The sequence below is a fragment of the Streptomyces sp. NPDC023157 genome (genome assembly GCF_055560575.1).
Genome location: NZ_JBVHIL010000010.1, coordinates 221,963 through 244,464, shown reverse-complemented (window position 1 = coordinate 244,464; position 22,502 = coordinate 221,963). Strand labels below are relative to the sequence as shown.

The 22,502-nt window shown below is 73.3% G+C and carries 20 protein-coding genes; 17 read left to right on the top strand and 3 right to left on the bottom strand.

Annotated elements, in window-relative coordinates:
* Nucleotides 1-62 precede the first annotated feature (62 nt).
* The 4 genes from ACZ3ZE_RS31895 (at nt 63) to ACZ3ZE_RS31880 (ending at nt 4,989) form a co-directional block, all read left to right on the top strand.
* The gene (locus ACZ3ZE_RS31895; protein WP_361169681.1) at nt 63-1,433 is read left to right on the top strand and encodes a glutamine synthetase family protein; all 1,371 of its coding nucleotides are present in this window, start codon (nt 63-65) and stop codon (nt 1,431-1,433) included.
* Between the two features lie 8 nt (nt 1,434-1,441).
* Nucleotides 1,442-2,824, top strand: coding sequence for an aldehyde dehydrogenase family protein (locus ACZ3ZE_RS31890; protein WP_361623375.1), 1,383 nt, complete (start codon nt 1,442-1,444; stop codon nt 2,822-2,824).
* A complete protein-coding gene (locus ACZ3ZE_RS31885; protein WP_361169675.1) occupies nt 2,821-3,639 on the top strand; it encodes a 3-oxoacyl-ACP reductase in 819 nt (272 codons plus the stop codon). Before ACZ3ZE_RS31890 ends, ACZ3ZE_RS31885 begins: the two co-directional genes overlap by 4 nt.
* Nucleotides 3,640-3,720: 81 nt before the next feature.
* Entirely contained in the window at nt 3,721-4,989 is a 1,269-nt protein-coding gene (locus ACZ3ZE_RS31880) for a haloacid dehalogenase-like hydrolase (protein WP_363291372.1), read from the top strand.
* A gap of 36 nt (nt 4,990-5,025) precedes the next feature.
* Here ACZ3ZE_RS31880 and ACZ3ZE_RS31875 read toward each other — a convergent pair whose 3' ends face one another.
* Nucleotides 5,026-6,228, bottom strand: a complete 1,203-nt coding sequence (locus tag ACZ3ZE_RS31875) for an amino acid deaminase/aldolase (RefSeq protein WP_363291371.1) — start codon at nt 6,226-6,228, stop codon at nt 5,026-5,028.
* A gap of 122 nt (nt 6,229-6,350) precedes the next feature.
* Here ACZ3ZE_RS31875 and ACZ3ZE_RS31870 point away from each other — a divergent pair, with 122 nt between their 5' ends.
* The 3 genes from ACZ3ZE_RS31870 to ACZ3ZE_RS31860 are packed head-to-tail and all read left to right on the top strand — an operon-like array spanning nt 6,351 to nt 9,514.
* The gene (locus ACZ3ZE_RS31870; protein ID WP_467261604.1) at nt 6,351-7,589 is read left to right on the top strand and encodes a hypothetical protein; all 1,239 of its coding nucleotides are present in this window, start codon (nt 6,351-6,353) and stop codon (nt 7,587-7,589) included.
* The gene (gene mycP / locus ACZ3ZE_RS31865) at nt 7,586-8,755 is read left to right on the top strand and encodes a type VII secretion-associated serine protease mycosin (RefSeq protein WP_361169664.1); all 1,170 of its coding nucleotides are present in this window, start codon (nt 7,586-7,588) and stop codon (nt 8,753-8,755) included. The genes ACZ3ZE_RS31870 and mycP overlap by 4 nt, the downstream gene beginning before the upstream one ends.
* Nucleotides 8,756-8,779: 24 nt before the next feature.
* Entirely contained in the window at nt 8,780-9,514 is a 735-nt protein-coding gene (locus tag ACZ3ZE_RS31860) for an SseB family protein (protein ID WP_361169661.1), read from the top strand.
* Nucleotides 9,515-9,535: 21 nt separating this feature from the next.
* On the opposite strand, the gene ACZ3ZE_RS31855 is transcribed toward ACZ3ZE_RS31860, so the two are convergent.
* Nucleotides 9,536-9,904 carry a DUF1844 domain-containing protein gene (locus ACZ3ZE_RS31855; RefSeq protein WP_132914599.1) on the bottom strand — a complete coding sequence of 123 codons (369 nt, stop codon included), beginning with the start codon at nt 9,902-9,904 and terminating at the stop codon, nt 9,536-9,538.
* Nucleotides 9,905-10,215: 311 nt separating this feature from the next.
* Between ACZ3ZE_RS31855 and infC the strand changes: the two genes are divergently transcribed.
* The 10 genes from infC (at nt 10,216) to ACZ3ZE_RS31805 (ending at nt 21,519) form a co-directional block, all read left to right on the top strand.
* A complete protein-coding gene (infC, locus tag ACZ3ZE_RS31850) occupies nt 10,216-10,986 on the top strand; it encodes a translation initiation factor IF-3 (protein ID WP_467261690.1) in 771 nt (256 codons plus the stop codon).
* Between the two features lie 128 nt (nt 10,987-11,114).
* On the top strand, nt 11,115-11,309 hold the full coding sequence (gene rpmI, locus ACZ3ZE_RS31845) for a 50S ribosomal protein L35 (RefSeq protein ID WP_015032399.1): 195 nt from the start codon (nt 11,115-11,117) through the stop codon (nt 11,307-11,309).
* Between the two features lie 106 nt (nt 11,310-11,415).
* The gene (gene rplT / locus ACZ3ZE_RS31840; protein ID WP_017241732.1) at nt 11,416-11,802 is read left to right on the top strand and encodes a 50S ribosomal protein L20; all 387 of its coding nucleotides are present in this window, start codon (nt 11,416-11,418) and stop codon (nt 11,800-11,802) included.
* A 133-nt stretch (nt 11,803-11,935) separates the two neighbouring features.
* A complete protein-coding gene (locus ACZ3ZE_RS31835) occupies nt 11,936-12,775 on the top strand; it encodes a TrmH family RNA methyltransferase (RefSeq protein WP_361169656.1) in 840 nt (279 codons plus the stop codon).
* 81 nt (nt 12,776-12,856) lie between these two features.
* Nucleotides 12,857-14,068 (top strand): sensor histidine kinase, encoded by a 1,212-nt coding sequence (locus ACZ3ZE_RS31830; RefSeq protein WP_361170233.1) that lies wholly within the window; start codon nt 12,857-12,859, stop codon nt 14,066-14,068.
* 167 nt (nt 14,069-14,235) lie between these two features.
* Entirely contained in the window at nt 14,236-15,363 is a 1,128-nt protein-coding gene (gene pheS, locus ACZ3ZE_RS31825; RefSeq protein ID WP_361169653.1) for a phenylalanine--tRNA ligase subunit alpha, read from the top strand.
* Nucleotides 15,363-17,894: a phenylalanine--tRNA ligase subunit beta gene (pheT, locus tag ACZ3ZE_RS31820; RefSeq protein WP_361169650.1), complete on the top strand. Its 2,532-nt coding sequence runs from the start codon at nt 15,363-15,365 to the stop codon at nt 17,892-17,894. The genes pheS and pheT overlap by 1 nt, the downstream gene beginning before the upstream one ends.
* A gap of 273 nt (nt 17,895-18,167) precedes the next feature.
* Complete coding sequence (locus ACZ3ZE_RS31815) at nt 18,168-19,232, top strand: PP2C family protein-serine/threonine phosphatase (protein ID WP_442305414.1); 1,065 nt, start codon at nt 18,168-18,170, stop codon at nt 19,230-19,232.
* Nucleotides 19,233-19,588: 356 nt separating this feature from the next.
* Nucleotides 19,589-20,884, top strand: a complete 1,296-nt coding sequence (locus ACZ3ZE_RS31810; protein WP_361623477.1) for a transcriptional regulator — start codon at nt 19,589-19,591, stop codon at nt 20,882-20,884.
* A 104-nt stretch (nt 20,885-20,988) separates the two neighbouring features.
* Nucleotides 20,989-21,519, top strand: coding sequence for an NUDIX hydrolase (locus tag ACZ3ZE_RS31805; protein ID WP_361169642.1), 531 nt, complete (start codon nt 20,989-20,991; stop codon nt 21,517-21,519).
* Between the two features lie 79 nt (nt 21,520-21,598).
* On the opposite strand, the gene ACZ3ZE_RS31800 is transcribed toward ACZ3ZE_RS31805, so the two are convergent.
* The gene (locus tag ACZ3ZE_RS31800) at nt 21,599-22,459 is read right to left on the bottom strand and encodes a 3-hydroxybutyryl-CoA dehydrogenase (protein WP_329419113.1); all 861 of its coding nucleotides are present in this window, start codon (nt 22,457-22,459) and stop codon (nt 21,599-21,601) included.
* Nucleotides 22,460-22,502 lie beyond the last annotated feature (43 nt).

Sequence of the window (22,502 nt, the reverse complement as noted above, 5' to 3'; positions counted from 1 at the left end):
CCCAAGCAATGGTCCTGAGCAATACCTTATGGCTCCCGGCAGGCCCAAGGAGGAGTAATCCCGTGGCAGACCGCAAACCCCCGCTCGCCGTCGACGAGCTCCGTGCCCTCGTCGCGAGCGGCGAGATCGACACCGTCGTCCTGGCCTTCCCCGACATGCAGGGACGCCTCCAGGGCAAGCGGTTCGCCGCACCGTTCTTCCTGGACGAGGTCCTCGACCACGGCACCGAGGGCTGCAACTATCTTCTGGCCGTCGACACCGAGATGAACACCGTCGACGGCTACGAGATGTCGTCCTGGGACCGTGGCTACGGCGACTTCGCCATGCACCCCGACCTCACCACCCTGCGCCGCGTCCCCTGGAACGAGGGCACCGCGATGGTCATGGCCGACCTCGCCTGGAACGACCGCAGCCCGGTCGTCGCCGCCCCCCGGCAGATCCTCCGCCGCCAGCTCGACCGCCTCGCCGCCCACGGCTTCACCGCCCACGTCGGCACCGAGCTCGAGTTCATCGTCTTCAAGGACACCTACGAGCAGGCCTGGGACGCGAACTACCGCGGCCTCACCCCGGTCAACCAGTACAACATCGACTACTCCGTCCTCGGCACCGGGCGCGTCGAACCCCTGCTGCGCCGCATCCGCAACGAGATGGCCGGCGCCGGGCTCATCGTCGAGTCAGCCAAGGGCGAGTGCAACCCCGGCCAGCACGAGATCGCCTTCAAGTACGACGAGGCCCTGGTCACCTGCGACCAGCACGCCGTCTACAAGACCGGCGCCAAGGAGATCGCCGCCCAGGAGGGTTGCTCGCTCACCTTCATGGCCAAGTACAACGAGCGCGAGGGCAACTCCTGCCACATCCACCTCTCGCTCCAGGCCGTCGACCAGCCCGGCCACAACGTCATGGCGGGGGAGGGGGGCGAGGGCATGTCCGACGTCATGCGCCACTTCCTCGCCGGACAGCTCGCCGCCCTGCGCGACTTCTCCCTCCTCTACGCCCCCCACATCAACTCCTACAAGCGGTTCCAGCCGGGCTCCTTCGCCCCCACCGCCGTCGCCTGGGGCCACGACAACCGCACCTGCGCGCTGCGCGTCGTCGGCCACGGCCGCTCCACCCGCTTCGAGAACCGCCTCCCCGGCGGCGACGTCAACCCCTACCTCGCCGTCGCCGGACTCATCGCCGCCGGACTGCACGGCATCGAGCAGCGCCTGGAACTCCCGGACGCCTGTACGGGTAACGCGTACACCGGCGACTACGCGCACGTCCCCTCCACCCTGCGGGAGGCCGCCGAGCTCTGGGAGAACAGCGAGATCGCCAAGGCCGCCTTCGGCCCCGAGGTCGTCGCCCACTACCGCAACATGGCCCGCGTCGAACTCGACGCGTACGACGCCGCCATCACCGACTGGGAACTGCGCCGCTCCTTCGAACGCATGTGAGGAAAGACTTGCTCCAGGTACTGAACCCGGCGACCGAGGAGGTCGTCGCCACCGTCCCCGCCGCCACCCCGGCCGACGTGGACGCCGCCGTCACCCGCGCCACCGCCGCCCAGCGCTCCTGGGCCGCCGCGGCCCCCGCCGAGCGGGCCCGGATCCTGCGCCGCTTCGCCTCCGCCGTCGACACCCACGTCGAGGAACTCGCCCTCCTGGAGGTACGCGAGGCCGGCCACACCCTCGGCAACGCCCGCTGGGAGGCCGGGAACGTCCGCGACCTGCTCGACTACGCGGCCGGGGGAGTGGAGCGCCTGAACGGGCGCCAGATCCCCGTCCCCGGCGGCCTCGACGTCACGATCCTCGAACCCCTCGGGGTCGTCGGCGTCATCGCGCCCTGGAACTTCCCCATGCCGATCGCCGCCTGGGCCACCGCCCCCGCCCTCGCCGCCGGCAACGCCGTCATCCTCAAGCCCGCCGAGACCACCCCGCTCACCGCGCTGCGGCTCGCCGAACTCGCCCTGGAGGCGGGCCTCCCCGAAGGGCTCTTCCAGGTACTCCCCGGCGAGGGCCCGGTCGCCGGGAACGCGCTCGTCGAACACCCCGGCATCGCCAAGATCGTCTTCACCGGCTCCACCCGGGTCGGCAAGTCCATCATGGCCCGCTGCGCGGACCAGGTGAAGCGCCTCACCCTCGAACTCGGCGGCAAGAGCCCCAACATCGTCTTCGCCGACGCGGACCTGGAGGCCGCGGTGGCGGCCACCCCGATGTCCTTCCTCGACAACAGCGGCCAGGACTGCTGCGCCCGCACCCGCATCCTCGTCCAGCGCGGCGTCTACGACCGCTTCCTGGAGCTCCTCACCCCCGCCATCGAGGAGATCGTCGTCGGCGACCCCCTCGACGAGCGCACCCAGATGGGCCCGCTCATCTCCCGCGCCCAGCTCGACCGGGTGCGCGGCTACGTAGAAGGGGCGGCGGGGGCCGCCGGGCACGCCGAGGTCATCCGCGGCAAGGCCCCCGAGGGCCCGGGCTTCTGGTTCCCGCCCACCGTCCTCACCGGCCTCCCCGAGGACGCGCCCTGCGCCGTCGAGGAGGTCTTCGGCCCCGTCGCCGTCGTCCTGCCCTTCGAGGACGAGGCCGACGCGATCCGCCTCGCCAACGCCACCGAGTACGGCCTGTCCGGCTCGATCTGGACCCGCGACGTCGGCCGCGCCCTGCGCGCCTCCCGCGCCGTCCGGGCCGGCAACCTCTCCGTCAACTCCCACTCCAGCGTCCGCTACTGGACCCCGTTCGGCGGCTTCCGCCAGTCCGGACTCGGCCGTGAACTGGGACCCGACGCCCTGACCGCCTTCACCGAAACCAAGAACGTCTTCATCAGCACGGAGGGCCCCGCACTGTGAGCACCGAAACTGTTACCTCTCCTGGGGGTTCCCCCCAGACCCCCGCCATCTGCCGCCGCCTCGTCGGCCGTACCGCCGTCATCACCGGAGCCGGCAGCGGCATCGGCCTCGCCACCGCCCGCCGCCTCGCCGCCGAAGGCGCGAACGTGGTCTGCGGCGACATCGACGAGCGGGCCGGCAAGGCCGCCGCCGAGGAGGTCGGCGGCACCTTCGTCAAGGTCGACGTCACCGACCCGGAGGAGGTCGAGGCGCTGTTCAAGACCGCCTTCGACACCTACGGCTCCGTCGACATCGCCTTCAACAACGCCGGCATCTCGCCCCCCGACGACGACTCCATCCTGGAGACCGGCCTGGAGGCCTGGAAGCGCGTCCAGGACGTCAACCTGACCTCGGTCTTCCTCTGCTGCAAGGCCGCCCTCCCGTACATGCGGCGCCAGGGCAAGGGCTCCATCATCAACACCGCCTCCTTCGTCGCCATCATGGGCGCGGCCACCAGCCAGATCTCGTACACCGCCTCCAAGGGCGGCGTGCTCGCCATGTCCCGCGAACTCGGCGTCCAGTTCGCCCGCGAGGGCATCCGCGTCAACGCGCTGTGCCCGGGGCCCGTCAACACCCCGCTGCTCCAGGAGCTGTTCGCCAAGGACCCGGAGCGCGCCGCGCGCCGCCTGGTGCACATCCCGGTCGGCCGCTTCGCCGAGGCCGAGGAGATCGCCGCCGCGGTCGCCTTCCTCGCCAGCGACGACTCCTCCTTCGTCAACGCCACCGACTTCCTCGTCGACGGCGGCATCTCCGGCGCGTACGTGACCCCGCTCTAAGCGTTCACCCCGCATCCATCCCCCCGACAGCCGGGCGTCGCGAGGCGCCCGGCTGTCGTGCGTACATCCAGGAGAGTGTTCATGACCAACAAGCTCCGCACCCCCGCCGTCGCGGCCGCCCTCGCCCTCGCCGCGACCGGCCTGCTGCCCGCCGCGGGCACCGCCCAGGCCACGCCCCGCGAGCCCCACCAGGCCCGCGACTGCGCCGGCCTCACCGTCTCCGAGGGCTGGTACGGCGACAACAAGGCGCGCCTCGAACGCCTGATGGCCGACCACTGCCGGCAGAAGGGCGACAAGCCGGTCGCCGTCTTCGACTGGGACAACACCGTCATCAAGAACGACGTCGGCGACGCCACCTTCTACTGGCTGCTCCGCAACGACCGCATACGGCCCCCGCGCCACGGCGACTGGACCACCACCAGCCGCTATCTCACCCCCGAGGCCGCCGCCGCCCTCGGCGAGGCCTGCCCCGCCGACGCCCGCACCCTGCCCACCAGCACCGACACGGGCTGCGCCGACGAACTGCTCTCCGTCTACGGCAGCGGCACCACCACCGCCGGGAAGAAGGCCTTCGACGGGTACGACCACCGCCGCATCGAGCCGCAGTACGCCTGGCTCGCCCAGCTCCTGCACGGCTGGACCAGCCGCCAGGTCCGCTCCTTCGCCGCCGCCGCCCGCGCCGAGAACCTCGCCGCCCCGCAGGGCGCCACCCAGCAGGTCGGCACCGCGAAGGTCACCGGCTGGGTCCGCTACTACACCCAGCAGCGCGACCTGATCCGCGCCCTCAAGGCCTCCGGCTTCGACGTGTGGATCGTCTCCGCCTCACCCGAGCCCGTCGTCGACGTGTGGGCCCAGGGCGTCGACATCGCACCCGACCACGCCGTCGGCATCCGCAACACCACCGAGCACGGCCGCCTCACCAGCCACCTCAAGGGCTGCGGCAGCGTCCGCGACGGAGAGGACCGGATGATCACCTACATCGACGGCAAGCGCTGCTGGATCAACCAGGAGATCTTCGGCGTCCGCGGCCCCGCCGCCGAACGCGTCCAGCCCGCCGCCCGCCGCCAGGTCCTCGCCGCCGGGGACTCCGACACGGACATCTCCTTCCTGCGCGACGCCACCGGCCTCCGGCTCGTCCTCAACCGCAACAAGAACGAACTGATGTGCCGCGCCTACGACAACGGCGACGGCCGCTGGCTCGTCAACCCGATGTTCATCGAACCGAAGAAGGCCAAGACCAGCGCCTACCCCTGCGCCACCACCGGCTACACCGCCCCCGACGGCACCGCCGAACCGGTCCGCCGCACCGACGGCAGCGTCGTGCCCGACCAACGGGACAGCGTGTACTGACCGACCGACCGACTGTCTGACCGACTGACCGTCTGATCAGAGGAAGGTCCGGCCCTCGCCCCGGTACGTCGGGACGGCGGCCGTGATCCGGTCGCCCTCCACCAGATGCAGGGTGTCGAACCGCTCGCACAGCTCGCCGGCCTTCGCGTGCCGGAACCAGACCTTGTCGCCGATCCGCAGATCGTCGGCCGGCGAGCCGAGCAGCGGCGTCTGCACCTCGCCCGGACCCTCCTGCGGGTCGTACCGCAGCCCCTCCGGCAGATACGGGACGGGCAGCCGGTCCGCGCCCGCGACCCCCGACGCCGGGTAGCCGCCGCCGAGCACCGTCACCGCGCCCACGCCCGGACGGCGCACCACCGGCAGCGCGAACAGCGCCGCCGGACGCCCCGAGAACGACGAGTAGTTGTCGAACAGGCGCGGCTGGAACAGCCCCGAACCCGCCGCGATCTCCGTCACCGCGTCCTCGGCCGCCGTGTGCTGCACACTGCCCGTGCCACCGCCGTTGACGAACTCCAGGTCCGGCGCCACCGCCCGCACCGCCCGGACCACCGCCGCCCGGCGGGCCGCCAGCTCCTTGCGGGCCGCCGACTGCATCAGCCGGACCGCCCGCGAGCGCAGCGGCCGCCCGGCCACCGCGTCCCCGACCCCCGCCACATGCCCCTCGTACGCCATCAGGCCCACCAGCCGGAACCCGGGACGGCGCGCCACCGAGCGGGCCAGCTCGGCCAGTTCGGCCGGCTGCCGCAGCGGCGAGCGGCGCGCCCCGACCCGTATCCGGCCGCCCAGCAGATGCAGCGAGGTGTCCAGCTCCAGACAGACCCGGACCTCCTCGGTGCCGCCGGCCCGCGCCGCGTCGATCAGGTCGAGCTGCGCCACGTCGTCGACCATCACCGTCACGGCCGCGGCCAGCTTCGCGTCGCCCGCCAGCTCCCCGAACCCGGCCCGGTCCGCCGACGGATAGGCGAGGAGCACGTCCTCCACCCCGGCCCTGGCCAGCCACAGCGACTCGGCCAGCGTGAACGACATGACCCCGGCGAAACCGTCCCGCGCGAGCACCCGCTCAAGCAGCGCCCGGCACCGCACCGACTTGCTCGCCACCCGGACCGGCTTCCCGCCGGCCCGGCGCACGAGGTCCTCGGCGTTGGCGTCGAACGCCGCCAGATCGACGAGGGCGAGGGGCGCGTCGAGCAGGGCGGTGGCCCGGTCGAACCGGGCGCGGTCGGCCGCACGGGGAGTCATGCGCCGAGCTTGCCAGACGGGTTTACGCGTGGGTAGCCCCTGAGTTCCCGCACCAGGGGGAACAGCCCGTAGAGTGGCCGCCATCGCTGTGAGGAACAAGCAGGGGGACCAGGGGGACGGGGATGAGCACCGAGCCACAGCGTCCCGCGTCCCGCATCACCGACGCCCTCCTGCCCCCGGACCGGCCCGCCACGCCGCCCGCTCCGGCCACCCCCGCACCCCCGGCCCGGCCCCGCTCCTCGGCGCCCGCCGCCCCGCGCCCGTCGGCGCCCACGACACCGCCCGCAGCCGCACCGCGCCCGTCGGCGCCCGGCACACCGCCCGCCGCCGCCCCGCGGTCCCCGGCGCCCGTCGCGGCTCCGCGCCCGTCGGCGCCCGCACCGCGCCCCCCGGCCCCCGGCGCACCGCCCGCGCCCCCGGCTCCGACGCGCCCCCCGGCCGCCCCCGCGCAGCCGCTGCCCGCCGTCGAGACCACCACCCGGCTCCGCCCGATCCGTGACGCCGGGCCCGTCCCGGCCCCCGCCCGCCCGGTCGTCGCCCCGCACCCGTACGGCGTCGACCGCTGGGCCCTGCCCGACGAGGTGCCCGCCGAGACCACCACCCGGCTGCGGCCCGTGCAGGACCGGCGCCCCGGGCGGGTCCTGGCCGCCGCCGGCTGCGCCGTGCTCGGGCTCGGGCTCGTCGGCGGCGCCGTCGCGGGCGCGCTCCTCGCCGAGAGCGGGGCGGGCGAGCCCGCCGAACCGCCCGGCTACGCCCAGGCCAAGGGCATCTGGCACGACGCCCCCGTCGACGCCCTCTTCCCACGCACCCTGTCCGGTCCCACCGCGGGACCCGGCGGCGCGGCCCGCACCTGGACCCGGATCGTCGTCGCCCCCGACACGCCCTGCACCGCGGCCGTCCTCCCCAAGGGCCTGCTCACCGCCCTGAAGGTGCCCGGCTGCGAACGCGTACTGCGCGCCACGTACACCGACGCCACCTCCACCCACGTCACGACCGTCGCCCTCGTCTTCACCCAGGCCGACCCCGCCACCATGCGCACCCTCGGCTCCCGCGCCGAGGACGACCCGGCGCCCGCCCTCGCCGCCCCCGCGACCGTCGCCGCCGGGTTCGGCGACCGTCAGCGGGGCAGCTGGTGGCGGCACGTCCTGACCGACCTCCCCGTCGTCGTCACCTCCGTCTCCGGCTTCGCCGACGGCCGCGCCGTCACCGAGGCGGAGCCCGCGACCCGCGCGATGACGGCCAAGCGCACCACCGCCGTCGCCCAGGCGGGCCTCGGCCACGAGGCGAAGGGCGTCGGCGACGGCGTCGAACGCGCCCTGCGCACCGCCGTCGCCGCCACCCTCAAGGAAGGCGCCCGGTGACCCGCCGCCCCCGTACCGCGGCCGCCGCCCTTCTCGCCGCCGCCTTCGCCGTCCTGCCCGCGGCCACGACGCCCGCGTACGCCGACACCATCCGCGCCCGCCAGTGGGGCCTCGACGCCCTGCACACCTCCCGCGCCTGGGAGACCACCCGCGGCGAGGGCGTCACCGTCGCCGTCCTCGACACCGGCGTCGACGCCACCCACCCCGACCTGGCGGGCTCCGTCCTCGACGGCACCGACCTCGTCGGCTTCGGCGCCGCCCGCGGCGACCGCGCCTGGGCCCGCCACGGCACCGCGATGGCCGGCATCATCGCCGGCCACGGCCACGGGGCCGGCGCCCAGGACGGCGTCCTCGGCGTCGCGCCGAAGGTACGGATCCTGCCCGTACGGGTGATCCTCGAAGGCACCGACAAGGCCCGCGACAAGGCCCGCAAGACCCGCGGCACCGCCCTCGCCGAAGGCATCCGCTGGGCAGCCGACCACGGCGCCGACGTCATCAACCTCTCCCTCGGCGACGACTCCGAGTCCGCCCACCCCGACGCGGGCGAGGACGCCGCCGTCCAGTACGCCCTCGCCAAGGGCGTCTCCGTCGTCGCCTCCGCCGGAAACGGCGGCGAGAAGGGCGACCACATCTCGTACCCGGCCGCCTACCCGGGCGTCATCGCCGTGACCGCCGTCGACCGCTACGGCACCCACGCCGCCTTCTCCACCAGCCGCTGGTACGCCACCGTCAGCGCCCCCGGCGTCGACATCGTCATCGCGGACCCGGACCGGCGCTACTACGAGGGCTGGGGCACCAGCGCCGCCGCCGCGTTCGTCTCCGGCGCCGTCGCCCTCGTCCGCGGCGCCCACCCCGACCTCACCCCCGCCCAGGTCAAGCGGCTCCTCGTCGACACCGCCCGCAACCGCCCCAAGAGCGGCCGCACCGACCAGAAGGGGTACGGGACGGTCGACCCGGCCGCCGCCATCGAGGCCGGGGGCGCGCTCAAGGGCGCCGACCCCAAGGCCGCCGTCGCCGGATACGGCAAGCAGTATTTCGGCCCGGGGCCCCAGGCCGAGCCCGAGGAGAGCCGCCCCATCGGCCTGCTCGCCCCCATCGCCGGAGGCGTCGGCGTCCTGCTGCTCGCCGCCGCCGTCGCCCTGTGGCGGGGCAGCCGCAGCCGCTGACGGCCCGGCGGTTAGGCTCGTGGGGTGGCGCTCAAGAACATCCCGGACCCCGGTTTCTCCGACGACGACGGCACCGCCGACCCGCGGCTCAGCGCGGCCCTGGCCGCCTGGGCGGAGGACCGGACCGCGCACGGCCCGGTCCTGACGGCCCTCAAGGACGCCCGGCTGCTCGTCCCCGTCGTCGCCGTCCTCGGCGAGGTCGAGGTGGACCCGGTGACGGGGCTCAAGCAGGAGAAGACCAGCGACATGGCCGTCCCGACGCTGACCGCGGGAGACCGGCGGGCCCTGCCCGCCTTCACCTCGACCGCCTCGCTGGCGCTGTGGGACCCGGCCGCCCGGCCGGTCGCCGTCCCCCTCCACCAGGCGCTCCAGGCCCTCGCCCACGAGAAGGCCGACACCCTCGTCCTCGACATGGCAGGACCGGTGCCCTACCAGGTGACCGGCTCCGCCCTGCTCGCCCTCGCCGAGGGCCGCAGCAGCGCCGACCCGCTCGACGACCCGGCGGTACGGGACGCGGTCCGCGCGGCCGTCGCCGCCGAGCCCGCCGTCCTCCGCGCCCACCTGGGCCCCGGCACGGCCGACGGCACCCTGGCCCTGGTCCTCGCCGAGGACGGGGCCCCCGCGGAGGCCGCCCAGCGCGTCGCCCGCCTGCTGGCCGCCGACGAAACGCTGAGGGCCCGCCTGGTGCGGGGCCTGGACCTGGCACTCCTGCCGGCCTCGGCCACGCCTCCCGGCGAGCCCTTCTACGTAAAGAATTGAAGAACTGACGTCTGGCGGCTGCTAGCCGTAAACGGGGCCCGTGTACTTCTCGCCCGGGCCCTGGCCCGGCTCGTCCGGGACGAACGAGGCCTCGCGGAAGGCCAGCTGAAGGGACTTCAGACCGTCCCGCAGCGGGGCCGCGTGGAAGGAGGAGATCTCCGTCACGCCGGCGTCCAGCAGGCCCGCGAGGGCGTGGATCAGCTTGCGGGCCTCGTCGAGGTCCTTGTGCTCGTCGCCGTCCTCGGTGAGCCCCAGCTTCACCGCGGCGGCGCTCATCAGGTTGACGGCGACGGTCACGATGACCTCCACCGCGGGGACCTCGGCGATGTCGCGGGTCATGGCTTCGAAGTCTGGGGTCTCGGGAGACTCGGTGTCGGGCGTTTCGCTCATGCCCACACGATAAGCGGACGTACGGTTCGCGCCGACCGGCGGGTCCTGCTAACCTTGTGTAACGACCGGCCGGACACCTATGTGCCCGGCCCACAAGTGGAGGCTCCGTTCTCCCACCTGACCACCCTCACGGGTGGCGGGTCACCGGTCAGGTGGCGCCCATCGTTCCGTACGGACGATGGAAGTCATCCGATGCGCGCCCCGCGGTTGACCGCGGCGGTGTTCCGGTTTTCCATGGAGCCCCGCCTGTGTCCCGTCCGGGGCGTTTTTCACGTTCCGGCTCGGTTGGTCTCAACAGTTCTACCGTGAACGTGTCCGTCCGCCAGGCGGACGCGTGGTGCTACCGAGGAGGATCCATCAGCGCCGAGCCCCGCATCAACGAGCGGATTCGCGTTCCTGAGGTGCGTCTTGTCGGCCCCAGTGGCGAGCAGGTCGGCATTGTGCCGCTTGCCAAGGCCCTGGAGCTCGCGCAGGAGTACGACCTCGACCTGGTTGAGGTTGCGGCGAACGCCCGTCCGCCCGTGTGCAAGCTCATGGACTACGGGAAGTTCAAGTACGAGTCGGCCATGAAGGCCCGTGAGGCGCGCAAGAACCAGGCGCACACGGTCATCAAGGAGATGAAGCTCCGGCCGAAGATCGACCCGCACGACTATGACACCAAGAAGGGTCACGTCGTCCGGTTCCTCAAGCAGGGCGACAAGGTCAAGATCACGATCATGTTCCGTGGTCGTGAGCAGTCCCGCCCGGAGCTCGGTTACCGACTGCTGCAGCGCCTTGCCGAGGACGTGCAGGAGCTTGGCTTCATCGAGTCCAACCCGAAGCAGGACGGCCGGAACATGATCATGGTTCTGGGTCCGCACAAGAAGAAGACCGAGGCCATGGCCGAGGCCCGCGAGGCCCAGGCCGCGCGTAAGGCCGAGCGCCAGGGCATCTCGCCCGACGCGGCCGAGGCCGCCGACGTCGAGACCGCCGAGGTCGAGGCCGCCGAGGTCGAGGCCGCCGAGGTCGAGGCGCCCGCCGCCGAGGAGGCCCCGGTCGAGCAGGCTCCGGCCGACACGTCGGCCGAGAACGCCGAGGCGTGATCCCGGGGGGCTGCCGCTCCGGCAGCCCCAGGGGTTCCCGTCCGGAACCACTCAAACGAAGAATTGACGCTCCCGGTTGTCCGGTGCCCGCACCGGGGGAGCGCCACTGACGAGGAGATAACGGCGCTATGCCGAAGAACAAGACGCACTCCGGTGCCAAGAAGCGCTTCAAGGTCACCGGCTCCGGCAAGATCCTGCGCGAGCGCGCCGGCAAGCGCCACCTGCTCGAGCACAAGTCGTCCAAGCTGACGCGTCGCCTCACCGGCAACGCCGAGATGGCCCCGGGTGACGCCGCCAAGATCAAGAAGATGCTGGGCATCTGATCTGATCTCCCGCCCTCGGCGACGAGGGCTTCCGGTCAACACCGGGACCCATCCGATTTCCGGGTCGTGTGAGTACCACCACGGCCCCGCTACAAGGAGTTAAGAAGTGGCACGCGTCAAGCGGGCAGTCAACGCCCACAAGAAGCGCCGGGCGATCCTCGAGGCGGCCTCCGGCTACCGCGGTCAGCGTTCGCGCCTGTACCGCAAGGCCAAGGAGCAGGTCACCCACTCGCTGGTCTACAACTACAACGACCGCAAGAAGCGCAAGGGCGACTTCCGTCAGCTGTGGATCCAGCGCATCAACGCCGCTGCCCGCCAGAACGGCATGACGTACAACCGCCTCATCCAGGGTCTGAAGGCCGCCAACATCGAGGTGGACCGCAAGATCCTCGCCGAGCTGGCCGTCAACGACATCAACGCGTTCGCCGCGCTGGTCGAGGTCGCGCAGAAGGCCCTCCCGGCCGACGTCAACGCCCCGAAGGCCGCCGCCTGATCTTCCAGGCAGCAGTACTTCCGCCGGACCCGCAGGCCTCGCGCCTGCGGGTCCGGCGCGTTGACCCCCCGTTCCCCCCGGTCTTTCCGGCCTTTCCGCCGCCGAACCCGACGAGTCAGAGAGCCGCAGGCACATGTCCACCCCCGAGCTGATCTCCCCGCGTTCCCCGCGCGTCGTCGCCGCCCGGCGACTCGCCAAGCGCAACTTCCGGGGCAAGGACCGCCTCTTCATCGCCGAGGGCCCGCAGGCCGTCCGCGAGGCCGTCGAACACCGCGGCGCCACCGGACAGCCCACCCTCGTGGAGCTCTTCACCACCGTCGAGGCCGCCGAGCGCTACGCGCCGATCATCGACGCCGCCCGCGCCGCCGGAGCCCGCGTCCACCACGCCCCCGACGCCGTGCTCGCCGAGGTCTCCCAGACCGTCACCCCGCAGGGCATCGTCGGCGTCTGCCGCTTCCTCGACTCGCCCTTCGAGGACATCCTGGCCGCCCGGCCCAAGCTGGTCGCCGTCCTCGCGCACGTCCGCGACCCCGGGAACGCCGGCACCGTGCTCCGCTGCGCCGACGCCGCCGGCGCCGACGCGGTGATCCTCACCGACGCCTCCGTGGACCTGTACAACCCCAAGTCCGTCCGCGCCTCCGTCGGCTCCCTCTTCCACCTCCCGGTCGCCGTCGGCGTCCCGGTCGAGCAGGCCGTCGCCGGCCTCAAGAGCGTCGGCGTGCGCATCCTCGCCGCCGACGGGGCGGGCGAGGACGACCTCGACGCCGAGCTGGACGCCGGCACCATGGGCGGCCCCACCGCCTGGGTCTTCGGCAACGAGGCCTGGGGGCTGCCCGAGGAGACCCGGGCGCTCGCCGACGCCGTCGTCCGCGTCCCGATCCACGGCAAGGCCGAGAGCCTCAACCTCGCGACCGCCGCCGCGGTGTGCCTGTACGCCTCCGCGCGCGCCCAACGCCCCCGAACCACCGCCTGAGGGGTCCACCGGAGCCGTCGCGCCTAGTAGGGTGACGCACTCGGGGCCCACTGCGTGACACGGAGGGGTGGGATGACGGGGATGACGGTCGGCACGGACAGTCCCGCACAGACACGGAGCAGCGTGCCGCACGCCTCGGAACAGGCGCCCCCGCCCGATCCCGCCGCCGCGGGCCCCGGCATCGACGCGGGCCCGGTGGTAGACGCGGGCCCCGGCATCGCCCCCGGCACGGACGCCGGGCTCGGCATCGACCCCGACGACCTCCCCGACGGCCTGGTCGTCGCCGACGAGACCGGCCGGATCGTCTGCTTCAACGCCGCCGCCGCCCGCATCACCGCCCTGCCCGGCCGCGCGGCCCTCGGCCGCCCGCTCGACCAGGCGCTGCCCCTCGAGGACCTCAAGGGCCGCCGCTGGTGGGCGCTCACCGACCCGTACGGCGGGCTCGCCACCCGCCGAGGCCAGCCCGAGCGCAACCTGCTGCTGCCGGGCGGCCGCGAGGTCCTGGTCTCCGCCCGCTACGTCCGCGTCCACCCCACCGGGCCCGTCCGCCGGGTGGTGGTCTCCCTGCGCGGCACCGAGGCCCGGCGGCGCAGCGAGCGCAGCCACGCCGAGCTCATCGCGACCGTCGCCCACGAGCTCCGCTCGCCGCTCACCTCCGTCAAGGGCTTCACCGCCACCCTGCTCGACAAGTGGGAGCGGTTCACCGACGACCAGAAGCGGCTGATGCTGGAGACCGTCGACGCCGACGCCGGCCGCATCAAGCGCCTGATCGCCGAGCTCCTCGACATCTCCCGGATCGACTCCGGCCGTCTGGAGGTGCGCCGCCAGCCCGTCGACATCGCCGCCGCCGTCGGCCGCCACATCCAGGCCCACACCACCGGCGGCCAGTCCCCGGACCGTTTCTTCGTCCGGGTCCGCCCCGACCTGCCCGACCTGTGGGCCGACCCCGACAAGATCGACCAGATCCTCGGCAACCTCCTGGAAAACGCGGTGCGCCACGGCGAGGGAACCGTCACCATCGAGGTGGCACCCACCACCGGCACCACCGACGGAGAGAAGGGGACGGAGGTCACCGTGAGCGACGAAGGCCCCGGCATCCCCGAGGAGTCGATGGGCCGCGTCTTCACCCGCTTCTGGCGGGGCAGCAAGCGCGGCGGCACCGGACTCGGCCTCTACATCGTCAAGGGCGTCGTCGAGGCCCACGGCGGCACCATCACCGTCGGACGGGGCCCCCGGGGCGGGGCCGAGTTCCGATTTATCCTGCCCGTCGGCACCCCGGCCCACCTCCTCTGAGGTCGCCGTCCGGTCTCACCAGACGAGATCGCACGGAATCAGGAGCCGCCCGGGCCGCCCACGGGCTCATTCGCGTCCCCGCGCCCCGTTAGACTCGTCCTTTGGCACGTTTGCGCCCTTGACGTCGAGCGGGGCCGCCCAGCCAGCCAACGGAAGCACGGGAAGAGATGTCGGCACCGAATAAGTCGTACGACCCGGTCGAGGTCGAGGCCTTGAAACCGGATGAGATCGAGCGCATGCGGGACGAGGCGCTCGCCGCCTTCGCCGCCGCAGGCGACCTCGACGCGCTCGCCCACGCGAAGACCGCGCACACCGGCGGCACCTCGCCGCTGGCGCTCGCCAACCGCGAGATCGGCGCCCTGCCCCCGCAGGCCAAGGCCGCCGCCGGCAAGCTCGTGGGCCAGGCCCGCGGCGTCGTCTCCAAGGCGCTGGCCACCCGCCAGACCGAGCTGGAGGCCGACCGCGACGCGCGCGTCCTCGTCGAGGAGGCCGTCGACGTCACCCTGCCGTACGACCGTGTCCCGGCCGGTGCCCGCCACCCGCTGACCACCCTCATGGAGCGCGTCGCCGACGTCTTCGTGTCGATGGGCTACGAGGTCGCCGAGGGCCCCGAGGTCGAGGCCGAGTGGTTCAACTTCGACGCCCTGAACTTCGTGCCGGACCACCCGGCGCGGCAGATGCAGGACACCTTCTTCGTCCAGGGCCCTGAGGGCACCACGGGTGACGAGTCCGGTGTCGTGCTCCGTACGCACACCTCGCCGGTCCAGGCCCGCACCCTCATCGACCGGGAGCCCCCGGTCTACGTGGTGTGCCCCGGCCGCGTCTACCGCACCGACGAGCTCGACGCCACGCACACCCCGGTCTTCCACCAGATCGAGCTGCTGGCCGTCGACGAGGGCCTGACCATGGCCGACCTCAAGGGCACCCTGGACCACATGGTCCAGGCCCTCTTCGGGGCCGACATGAAGACCCGGCTCCGCCCGAACTTCTTCCCCTTCACCGAGCCGTCCGCCGAGATGGACATGCTCTGCTACGTCTGCCGCGGCGAGTCCGTCGGCAACCCGGACCGCCCCTGCCGCACCTGCGGCAGCGAGGGCTGGATCGAGCTCGGCGGCTGCGGCATGGTCAACCCGAAGGTGCTCGTCGCCTGCGGTGTGGACCCCGAGAAGTACAGCGGATTCGCCTTCGGGTTCGGCATCGAGCGGATGCTGATGTTCCGCCACAACGTCGAAGACATGCGAGACATGGTCGAGGGTGACGTCCGTTTCACCCGGCCGTTCGGGATGGAGATCTGATGCGGGTCCCGCTTTCTTGGCTGCGGGAGTACGTCGACCTGCCGGTCACGGAGACCGGCCGTGACGTGCAGGCCAAGCTCATTTCGGCAGGCCTCGAGGTCGAGACCGTCGAGCAGCTCGGCGCCGGCCTGACCGGCCCGCTGGTGGTCGGCAAGGTCCTCACCATCGAGGAGCTGACGGAGTTCAAGAAGCCGATCCGCTTCTGCACCGTCGACGTCGGCCAGGCCAACGGCACCGGCGAGCCCCAGGAGATCATCTGCGGCGCCCGGAACTTCGCCGTGGGCGACAAGGTCGTCGTGGCCCTGCCCGGCGCCGTGCTGCCCGGCGACTTCCGGATCGCCGAGCGCAAGACGTACGGCCGGGTCTCCCGCGGCATGATCTGCTCGGGCGGCGAGCTCGGCATGGGCGACGACGGCTCGCACGGCATCATCGTGCTGCCGCCGGAGCACGAGATCGGCCTCGACGCCACGGTCCTCCTGGAGCTGTTCGACGAGGTCCTCGACATCGCCGTCACCCCGGACCGCGGCTACTGCCTCTCGATGCGCGGTGTCGCCCGCGAGACCGCCATCGCGTACGGCCTGCCGCTGCGCGACCCGGCGCTGCTCGACGTGCCCGCGCCGAACTCGTACGGCTACCCGGTCCAGATCTCCGACCCGATCGGCTGCGACCGCTTCACCGCCCGTACGGTCGTCGGTCTCGACCCCGAGGCCCGCAGCCCGATCTGGCTGCAGCGCCGCCTCCAGAAGGCGGGCATGCGCCCGATCTCGCTGGCCGTCGACATCACCAACTACGTGATGCTGGAGCTCGGTCAGCCGCTGCACGCCTACGACCGCACCCGCGTCGACGGCCCCATCGGGGTCCGCCGCGCCGCCGCCGGCGAGAAGATCACCACCCTCGACGGCACCGCGCGCGTCCTCGACTCCGGGGACCTGGTCATCACCGACAACCGCGGGCCGATCGGCCTCGCGGGCGTCATGGGCGGCGCCGACACGGAGATCGCCGACCCGGTGACCGACCCGGAGACCGGCATCGTCACCGGCACCACCGAGGTCGTCGTCGAGGCCGCGCACTTCGACGCGATCTCGATCGCCCGCACGGCCCGCCGCCACAAGCTGTCCTCCGAGGCGTCCAAGCGCTTCGAGCGCGGCGTCGACCCGCAGGCCGCCGCCGCGGCCGCGCAGCGCACGGTCGACCTGCTCGTGCTGCTCGCGGGCGGCACGGCCGAGGCCGGCGTCACCGAGGTCATCGCACCGTCGGCGCCCCGCACCATCGCCATGCCGGCCGACCACCCGGACCGGGTGGCGGGCGTGGCGTACGGCCGCGAGACCGTCGTCCGCCGCCTCCAGGAGATCGGCTGCGACGTCTACGGGCAGGACGAGCTCGTCGTCACCGTCCCGACCTGGCGCCCCGACCTGAACGTGCCGAACGACCTGGCCGAAGAGGTCATCCGCCTGGAGGGCTACGAGAACCTGCCCTCCACGCTGCCGAAGCCGCCCGCCGGCCGCGGCCTCACCGAGCGCCAGCGCACCCACCGCCGGGTGGGCCGCGCGCTGGCCGGCGCCGGCTACGTCGAGGCGCTGAACTACCCGTTCATCGGCGAGCAGGTCTTCGACCAGCTCGGCCTCGACGCGGACGACGCCCGCCGCCGGGTCGTCAAGCTGGTCAACCCGCTCTCCGACGAGGAGCCCGCTCTCCGTACGACGCTGCTGCCGGGCCTGCTCGGCGCGCTGCGCCGCAACGACGGGCGCGGCAGCCACGACCTGGCCCTCTTCGAGACCGGCCTGGTCTTCCGTCCCACCGACGGCCAGCCGGGCATCGCCGTCCGCCTGGGCGTCGACGGGCGTCCCACCGACGAGGAGATCGCCCGCGTCAACGCCGCGCTGCCCGCGCAGCCGCGTCGCGTCGCCGTCGTCCTCGCCGGCGCCCGTGAGCAGGCCGGCTGGTGGGGCAAGGGCCGTCCCTCCGACTGGGCGGACGCGATCCAGGCCGCGCGCGCGGTGGCCGCCGAGGCCGGTGTCGGCCTGCTGATCGACGCCGACCAGCACGCCCCCTGGCACCCGGGCCGCTGCGCCGCCTTCCACGTCGTGATCGACGGCGAGAAGACCCTGGTCGGCCACGGCGGCGAGCTCCACCCGCGCGTCGTCAAGGCGCTGGGCCTCCCGGCCCGCACCTGCGCGATGGAGCTGGACCTCGACCTCCTGGAGCGGGCGGGCGAGGGGCCCCTGAAGGCCCCGCGCATCTCCTCGTTCCCGGTCGCGACCCAGGACGTCGCCCTGGTCGTCGACAAGGGCGTCCCCTCGGCGATGGTGGAGTACTACCTGGCCGGCGGCGCGGGTGAACTCCTGGAGTCCATCCGCCTGTTCGACGTCTACACCGGCGACCAGATCGACGAGGGCAAGAAGTCCCTCGCGTACGCCCTGAAGTTCCGCGCCCCCGACCGCACCCTGACGGTCGAGGAGGCCACGGCCGCCCGCGACGCGGCGGTCGCCCTGGCGGCGGAGCACACGGGAGCGGTGCTGCGCGGCGCGTGACGCGCGCGGTGACGTGAGCCGTCAAGGGAAGGGGTCCCGCCCCGGGTGATCACCCGGAGCGGGACCCCTTCCCCGTACCCGAGGTGTCCCTCGGGCGGGCGCCGTCTCTCCCGGCCGCCGCACTCCCGTACGGGGGCGCTCACTCCTTCGGGTGAGATCCCCGGCGGATGTTCCCGCGTGTCCCCTTCCCCCGCGAGAATCGACCCGGCCACAGGGGCGGGCCTGTGTGCCGCAGGGTCTTCGGGCGCTGGCGGGCCTCGGGAAGGGCCGTGGATGTTCCGTGACAGGGCACTGGTTGCCGGAGGCTCCCGGATACGGCGGATGGCTCCGCTGGCGGCTCCGGTCGTGTGGGGGCTCCTCGCCGTCGCCTGGAAGGTCGGGTGTCCGCCGGCCCGGCACCCCGGGGTGCCGATGCGGGTCGCGAGCGGCGTCGTCTTCTTCATCGTCGGTACCGGCCTCGTGCTCGGCGCCCGGCGTGGTCTCCAGCGGGAGCTGGCGCGGGTGCGGGCCGTCGCCGACGCCACGCAGCAGGTGCTGCTGCGCCCACCGCCCGCCCGCCTCGACGGGCTCTCGGTAGCCGCCGGGCAGCTGTCCGCGTCCCGTGGAGCCGTCGTCGGCGGCGACCTGTACGAGGCCGTGGTCACGCCGTACGGGGTGCGCGTCGTCATCGGGGACGTGCGGGGCCACGGGCTCGCCGCGCTCGGGGCGGTGGTCGCCGTCCTCGGCAGTTTCCGCGAGGCCGCCCACGACGAGCCCGAACTCGCGGGCGTGCTGCGCCGGCTGGACCGGGCGCTCGGACGGCATCTGTGCGAGCGGGCCCGGGAGGAGCACCCGGCCAGGGCGGGACGGGCGCCCGAACACCCGGCGGCCGAGGAGTTCGTGACGCTGCTGCTCCTGGAGATCCGCGCCGACGGACTGGTGTACGTGCTGGACTGCGGCCACCCCGGCCCCTACCGCCTCGGCCACCGCGTCGAGCCCGTGCCCGTCGGCGAACCGCTGCCCCCGCTCGGCGCCTTCCCGCTCCCGGCCGACCTCGTGCCGTACCCCGCGACCCGGCTGCGGCCCGGCGAGACGCTGGTCCTCCACACGGACGGCGCGGAGGAGGCCCGCGACCACCGGGGCCGGTTCTTCCCCCTGGAGACCGTCCTCGCGGGAGCGGCGGGCGAGGCGCCGGCCGAGCTCGTCCGCCGGGTGCACACGGCGCTGCTGCGCCACACGCGCGGCCGGCTCACCGACGACGTCGCCCTGCTCGTCGTCCGCAACGACCGGGTGCGGGTACCGGCGCAGCCCGCCGAACCCGGGCTGCGCCGTACCCGGCCTGCGCCCTCCCCCCACTAGTGGGTCGGGCCTGGAGGCCGGCGCCGTCCGCGCTGCCACGGAGTGTCGGGCAGATCAGCAGCGCGGACGGCGCGGACCGGGCGGCCGCACTGTTCGAGGGGGAGCCGGCGGCCCGGTCCTCGCCCTGCGGCGAGGGAGTTCAGTCAAGCGGTCCGGACGTATCGGTGACAGTGCGCACGGACCGGAAGAACGAGCACTTCGTTCACACCCCGTGTGAAAACGCCCCCGATCCCCGGAGCGGTCCCATGCACTCCCAGCCTCAGCCCCAGTCCCAGTCCCAGCCTCAGCCCCGGTCGAGCCCCCAGCCGAGCCCTCAGCCCAACACCCTGCTGGACTCCCTGCTGGACGAGGCGGGGATGTCCCACGCCGGGCTCGCCACCCGGATCAACCAGGCAGGCCGAGGCCGCGGCCTCGCCCTGCGCTACGAACACACCGCCGTGGCCCGCTGGTTGAAAGGGCAGCGGCCGCGCGGCCAGGTCCCGGACCTGATCTGCGAGGTGCTCGCGGACCGGCTGCACCGCGCCGTCACCCTCGACGACATCGGCCTCGGCGTCCCCGGCGCCGGGCTCCCCGCGGCCGGCTGTCCGCTCTCCGGCTTCGTCGAGCGGGCCACCGCCCTGTGGCGCTGCGACGAGCAGCAGCGCCCGCACGTCCTGGGCGCCGAGGCGGTGACCGGCACCCCGGCCGTGATGCCGGTCTGGGAGTGGGAGAACCCGCCGGAGGACATGGACGTCTCCCGCGACGGGCGCACCCGCGTCTCCGCCGCCGACGTGCAGATGCTGAGCGCGGCCCGGGCGCACTACGAGCAGATGTACCGCAAGGCCGGCGGCATGGCGACCCGCGCCCGTGTCGTCGGCTTCCTCACGGCCGAGACCGCGCCGCTGCTGCGCGGCGCCTACAGCGACTCCCTCGGGCGGCGGCTGCACCGCGCCATCGGGGGCCTGGTGGCGGTGGCCGGGATCTGCGCGTACGACTCCGACGCCCAGGGGCTCGCCCAGCGCTACTTCCACCAGGCGCTGCGCCTCGCGAAGGCGAGCGGTGACCGGGGGCTCGGCGCCTATGTGATCGCGCTGCTGGTCAACCAGTCGCTGTTCATGGCGGAGTACCGGCAGGCGGTCGCCTTCGCGGAGGCGGCGCTGCGGGCGGCCGGGCGGGACATCACGCCCGCGCTCGCCGCCGATCTGACGGCGATGCAGGCGAAGGCGTACGCGCACCTCGGCGACGGGTCGGCGGCGCTCGCCTGCATCCGGCGGGCGGAGACGGAGGCGGCGCGGATCAGCCCGGCCGCCGAACCGGCCGAGACCGGGTACGTCCAGCCGGGCCTCGTCAACGTACAGGTCGCGGAGGCCTTGCTCAGTCTGGGTGATCTGACGGCGGCCCACGAGCACGCGGCGGCGGCCGTCGGGACCCCCGCGCACGACCGGGGGCGGGTGCACCGGCTCGCCATGCTGTGCCAGATCGAGCTGCGGCAGGGGGAGACCGAGCGGGCGGCGCGCACGGCGGTGGAGATGACCGAGCGGGCCCGCGGGATGGAGTCGCAGCGGCTGCGGGACCGGCTCCGTGAGGTGCGCGAGCATCTGCTGGCGCGTGGGGGTGGGGACGCGAGGGAGGCGGCCGAGCTGATCGACGGGGCGCTGCGCGTCCCCCTGTGAGCGACCCGGGGTCCGTCTCGGTGGGCGTGCTTTGCCATGTGGCCCGGACCCTGCTGCGATATTGCCACCAAGTAATCACCGACCAGTCGGAAGGTGGCAAAAACGTGCAATGGACGAAGTTAAGTGAACAGCCCGTCTATGAGAACCGCTGGTTCCGGGTGAACCTCGCGGACGTCGAACTCCCCGACGGCCGCCGCCTCGACCACTACCTCATCCGGCTCCGCCCCGTCGCCGCCGCGACCGTCGTCAACGACGCCGACGAGGTCCTGCTGATCTGGCGCCACCGCTTCATCACCGACAGCTGGGGCTGGGAGCTGGCCGCCGGCGTCGTCGAGGACGGCGAGGACACCGAGACCGCCGCCGCCCGCGAGATGGAGGAGGAGACCGGCTGGCGCCCCGGGCCCCTGCGCCCGCTCCTCACCGTGGAGCCGTCCAACGGCCTCACCGACGCCCGCCACCACCTCTACTGGGCGGACGAGGCCACCTGCACCGGGCCGCCGCAGGACGCCTTCGAGTCCTCGCGGGTCGCCTGGGTCCCGCTCACACGCGTCCCCGACCTGATCGCCCGGGGCGAGGTCCCGGCCGCCAACATGGCCGCCGGGCTGCTGATGCTGCGCCATCTGCGGCTCGGCTGAGCCCCCGCGTACGGGAAGACGCCGGACGGCCCGTACCTGTGCGGTGTACGGGCCGTCCGGGGTGCGCGCCGAGCGAGGGTCAGGAGTACGGGTAGAAGCCCGAGCCCGTCTTGCGGCCGAGACGGCCCGCGTCCACCATCCGCTGGAGCAGCGGCGGCGCCGCGTACAGCGGCTCCTTGTACTCGGTGTACATCGAGTCGGCGATCGAGGCGATCGTGTCCAGGCCGATCAGGTCCGACAGCTTCAGCGGGCCCATCGGGTGGGCGCAGCCGAACTCCATGCCGTTGTCGATGTCCTCGCGGCTCGCGATGCCCGACTCGAACATCCGGATCGCGGAGAGCAGGTACGGCACGAGCAGGGCGTTCACCACGAAGCCCGAGCGGTCCTGCGCGCGGATCGCGTGCTTGCCCAGGGTCTTCTCGGCGAACAGCTGCGCCCGGCTGATCGTGCCCTCGGAGGTGGTGAGGGCGGGGATCAGCTCGACCAGCTTCTGCACCGGGGCCGGGTTGAAGAAGTGGATGCCGATGACCGAGTCGGGGCGGGAGGTCGCCACGGCCAGCTTCACCAGCGGGATGGAGGAGGTGTTGGAGGCCAGGATGGCGTCCGGCCGGGTCACCACCTGGTCGAGCACCTTGAAGATCTCGGTCTTGACCTGCTCGTTCTCGACGACCGCCTCGATCACGAGGTCGCGGTCGGCGAACTCGCCCAGGTCGGTGGTGAAGCTGAGCCGCGCCAGGGTGGCGTCCCGCTCCTCCTCGCTGATCTTGCCGCGTTCGGCGGCCTTGGACAGCGAGTTGTAGAGCCGTGTGCGGCCGATCTCCAGCGCCTCGCCGGTGGTCTCGGCGACCTTCACCTCGAGACCGCTGCGGGCACACACCTCAGCGATGCCCGCGCCCATCTGGCCGCAGCCCACCACTCCGACGCGCTCAATGTCGGCCATGGAGTCCGTCACCTCGTGCCTTTCGCTCTTTACTGGCGGCGGG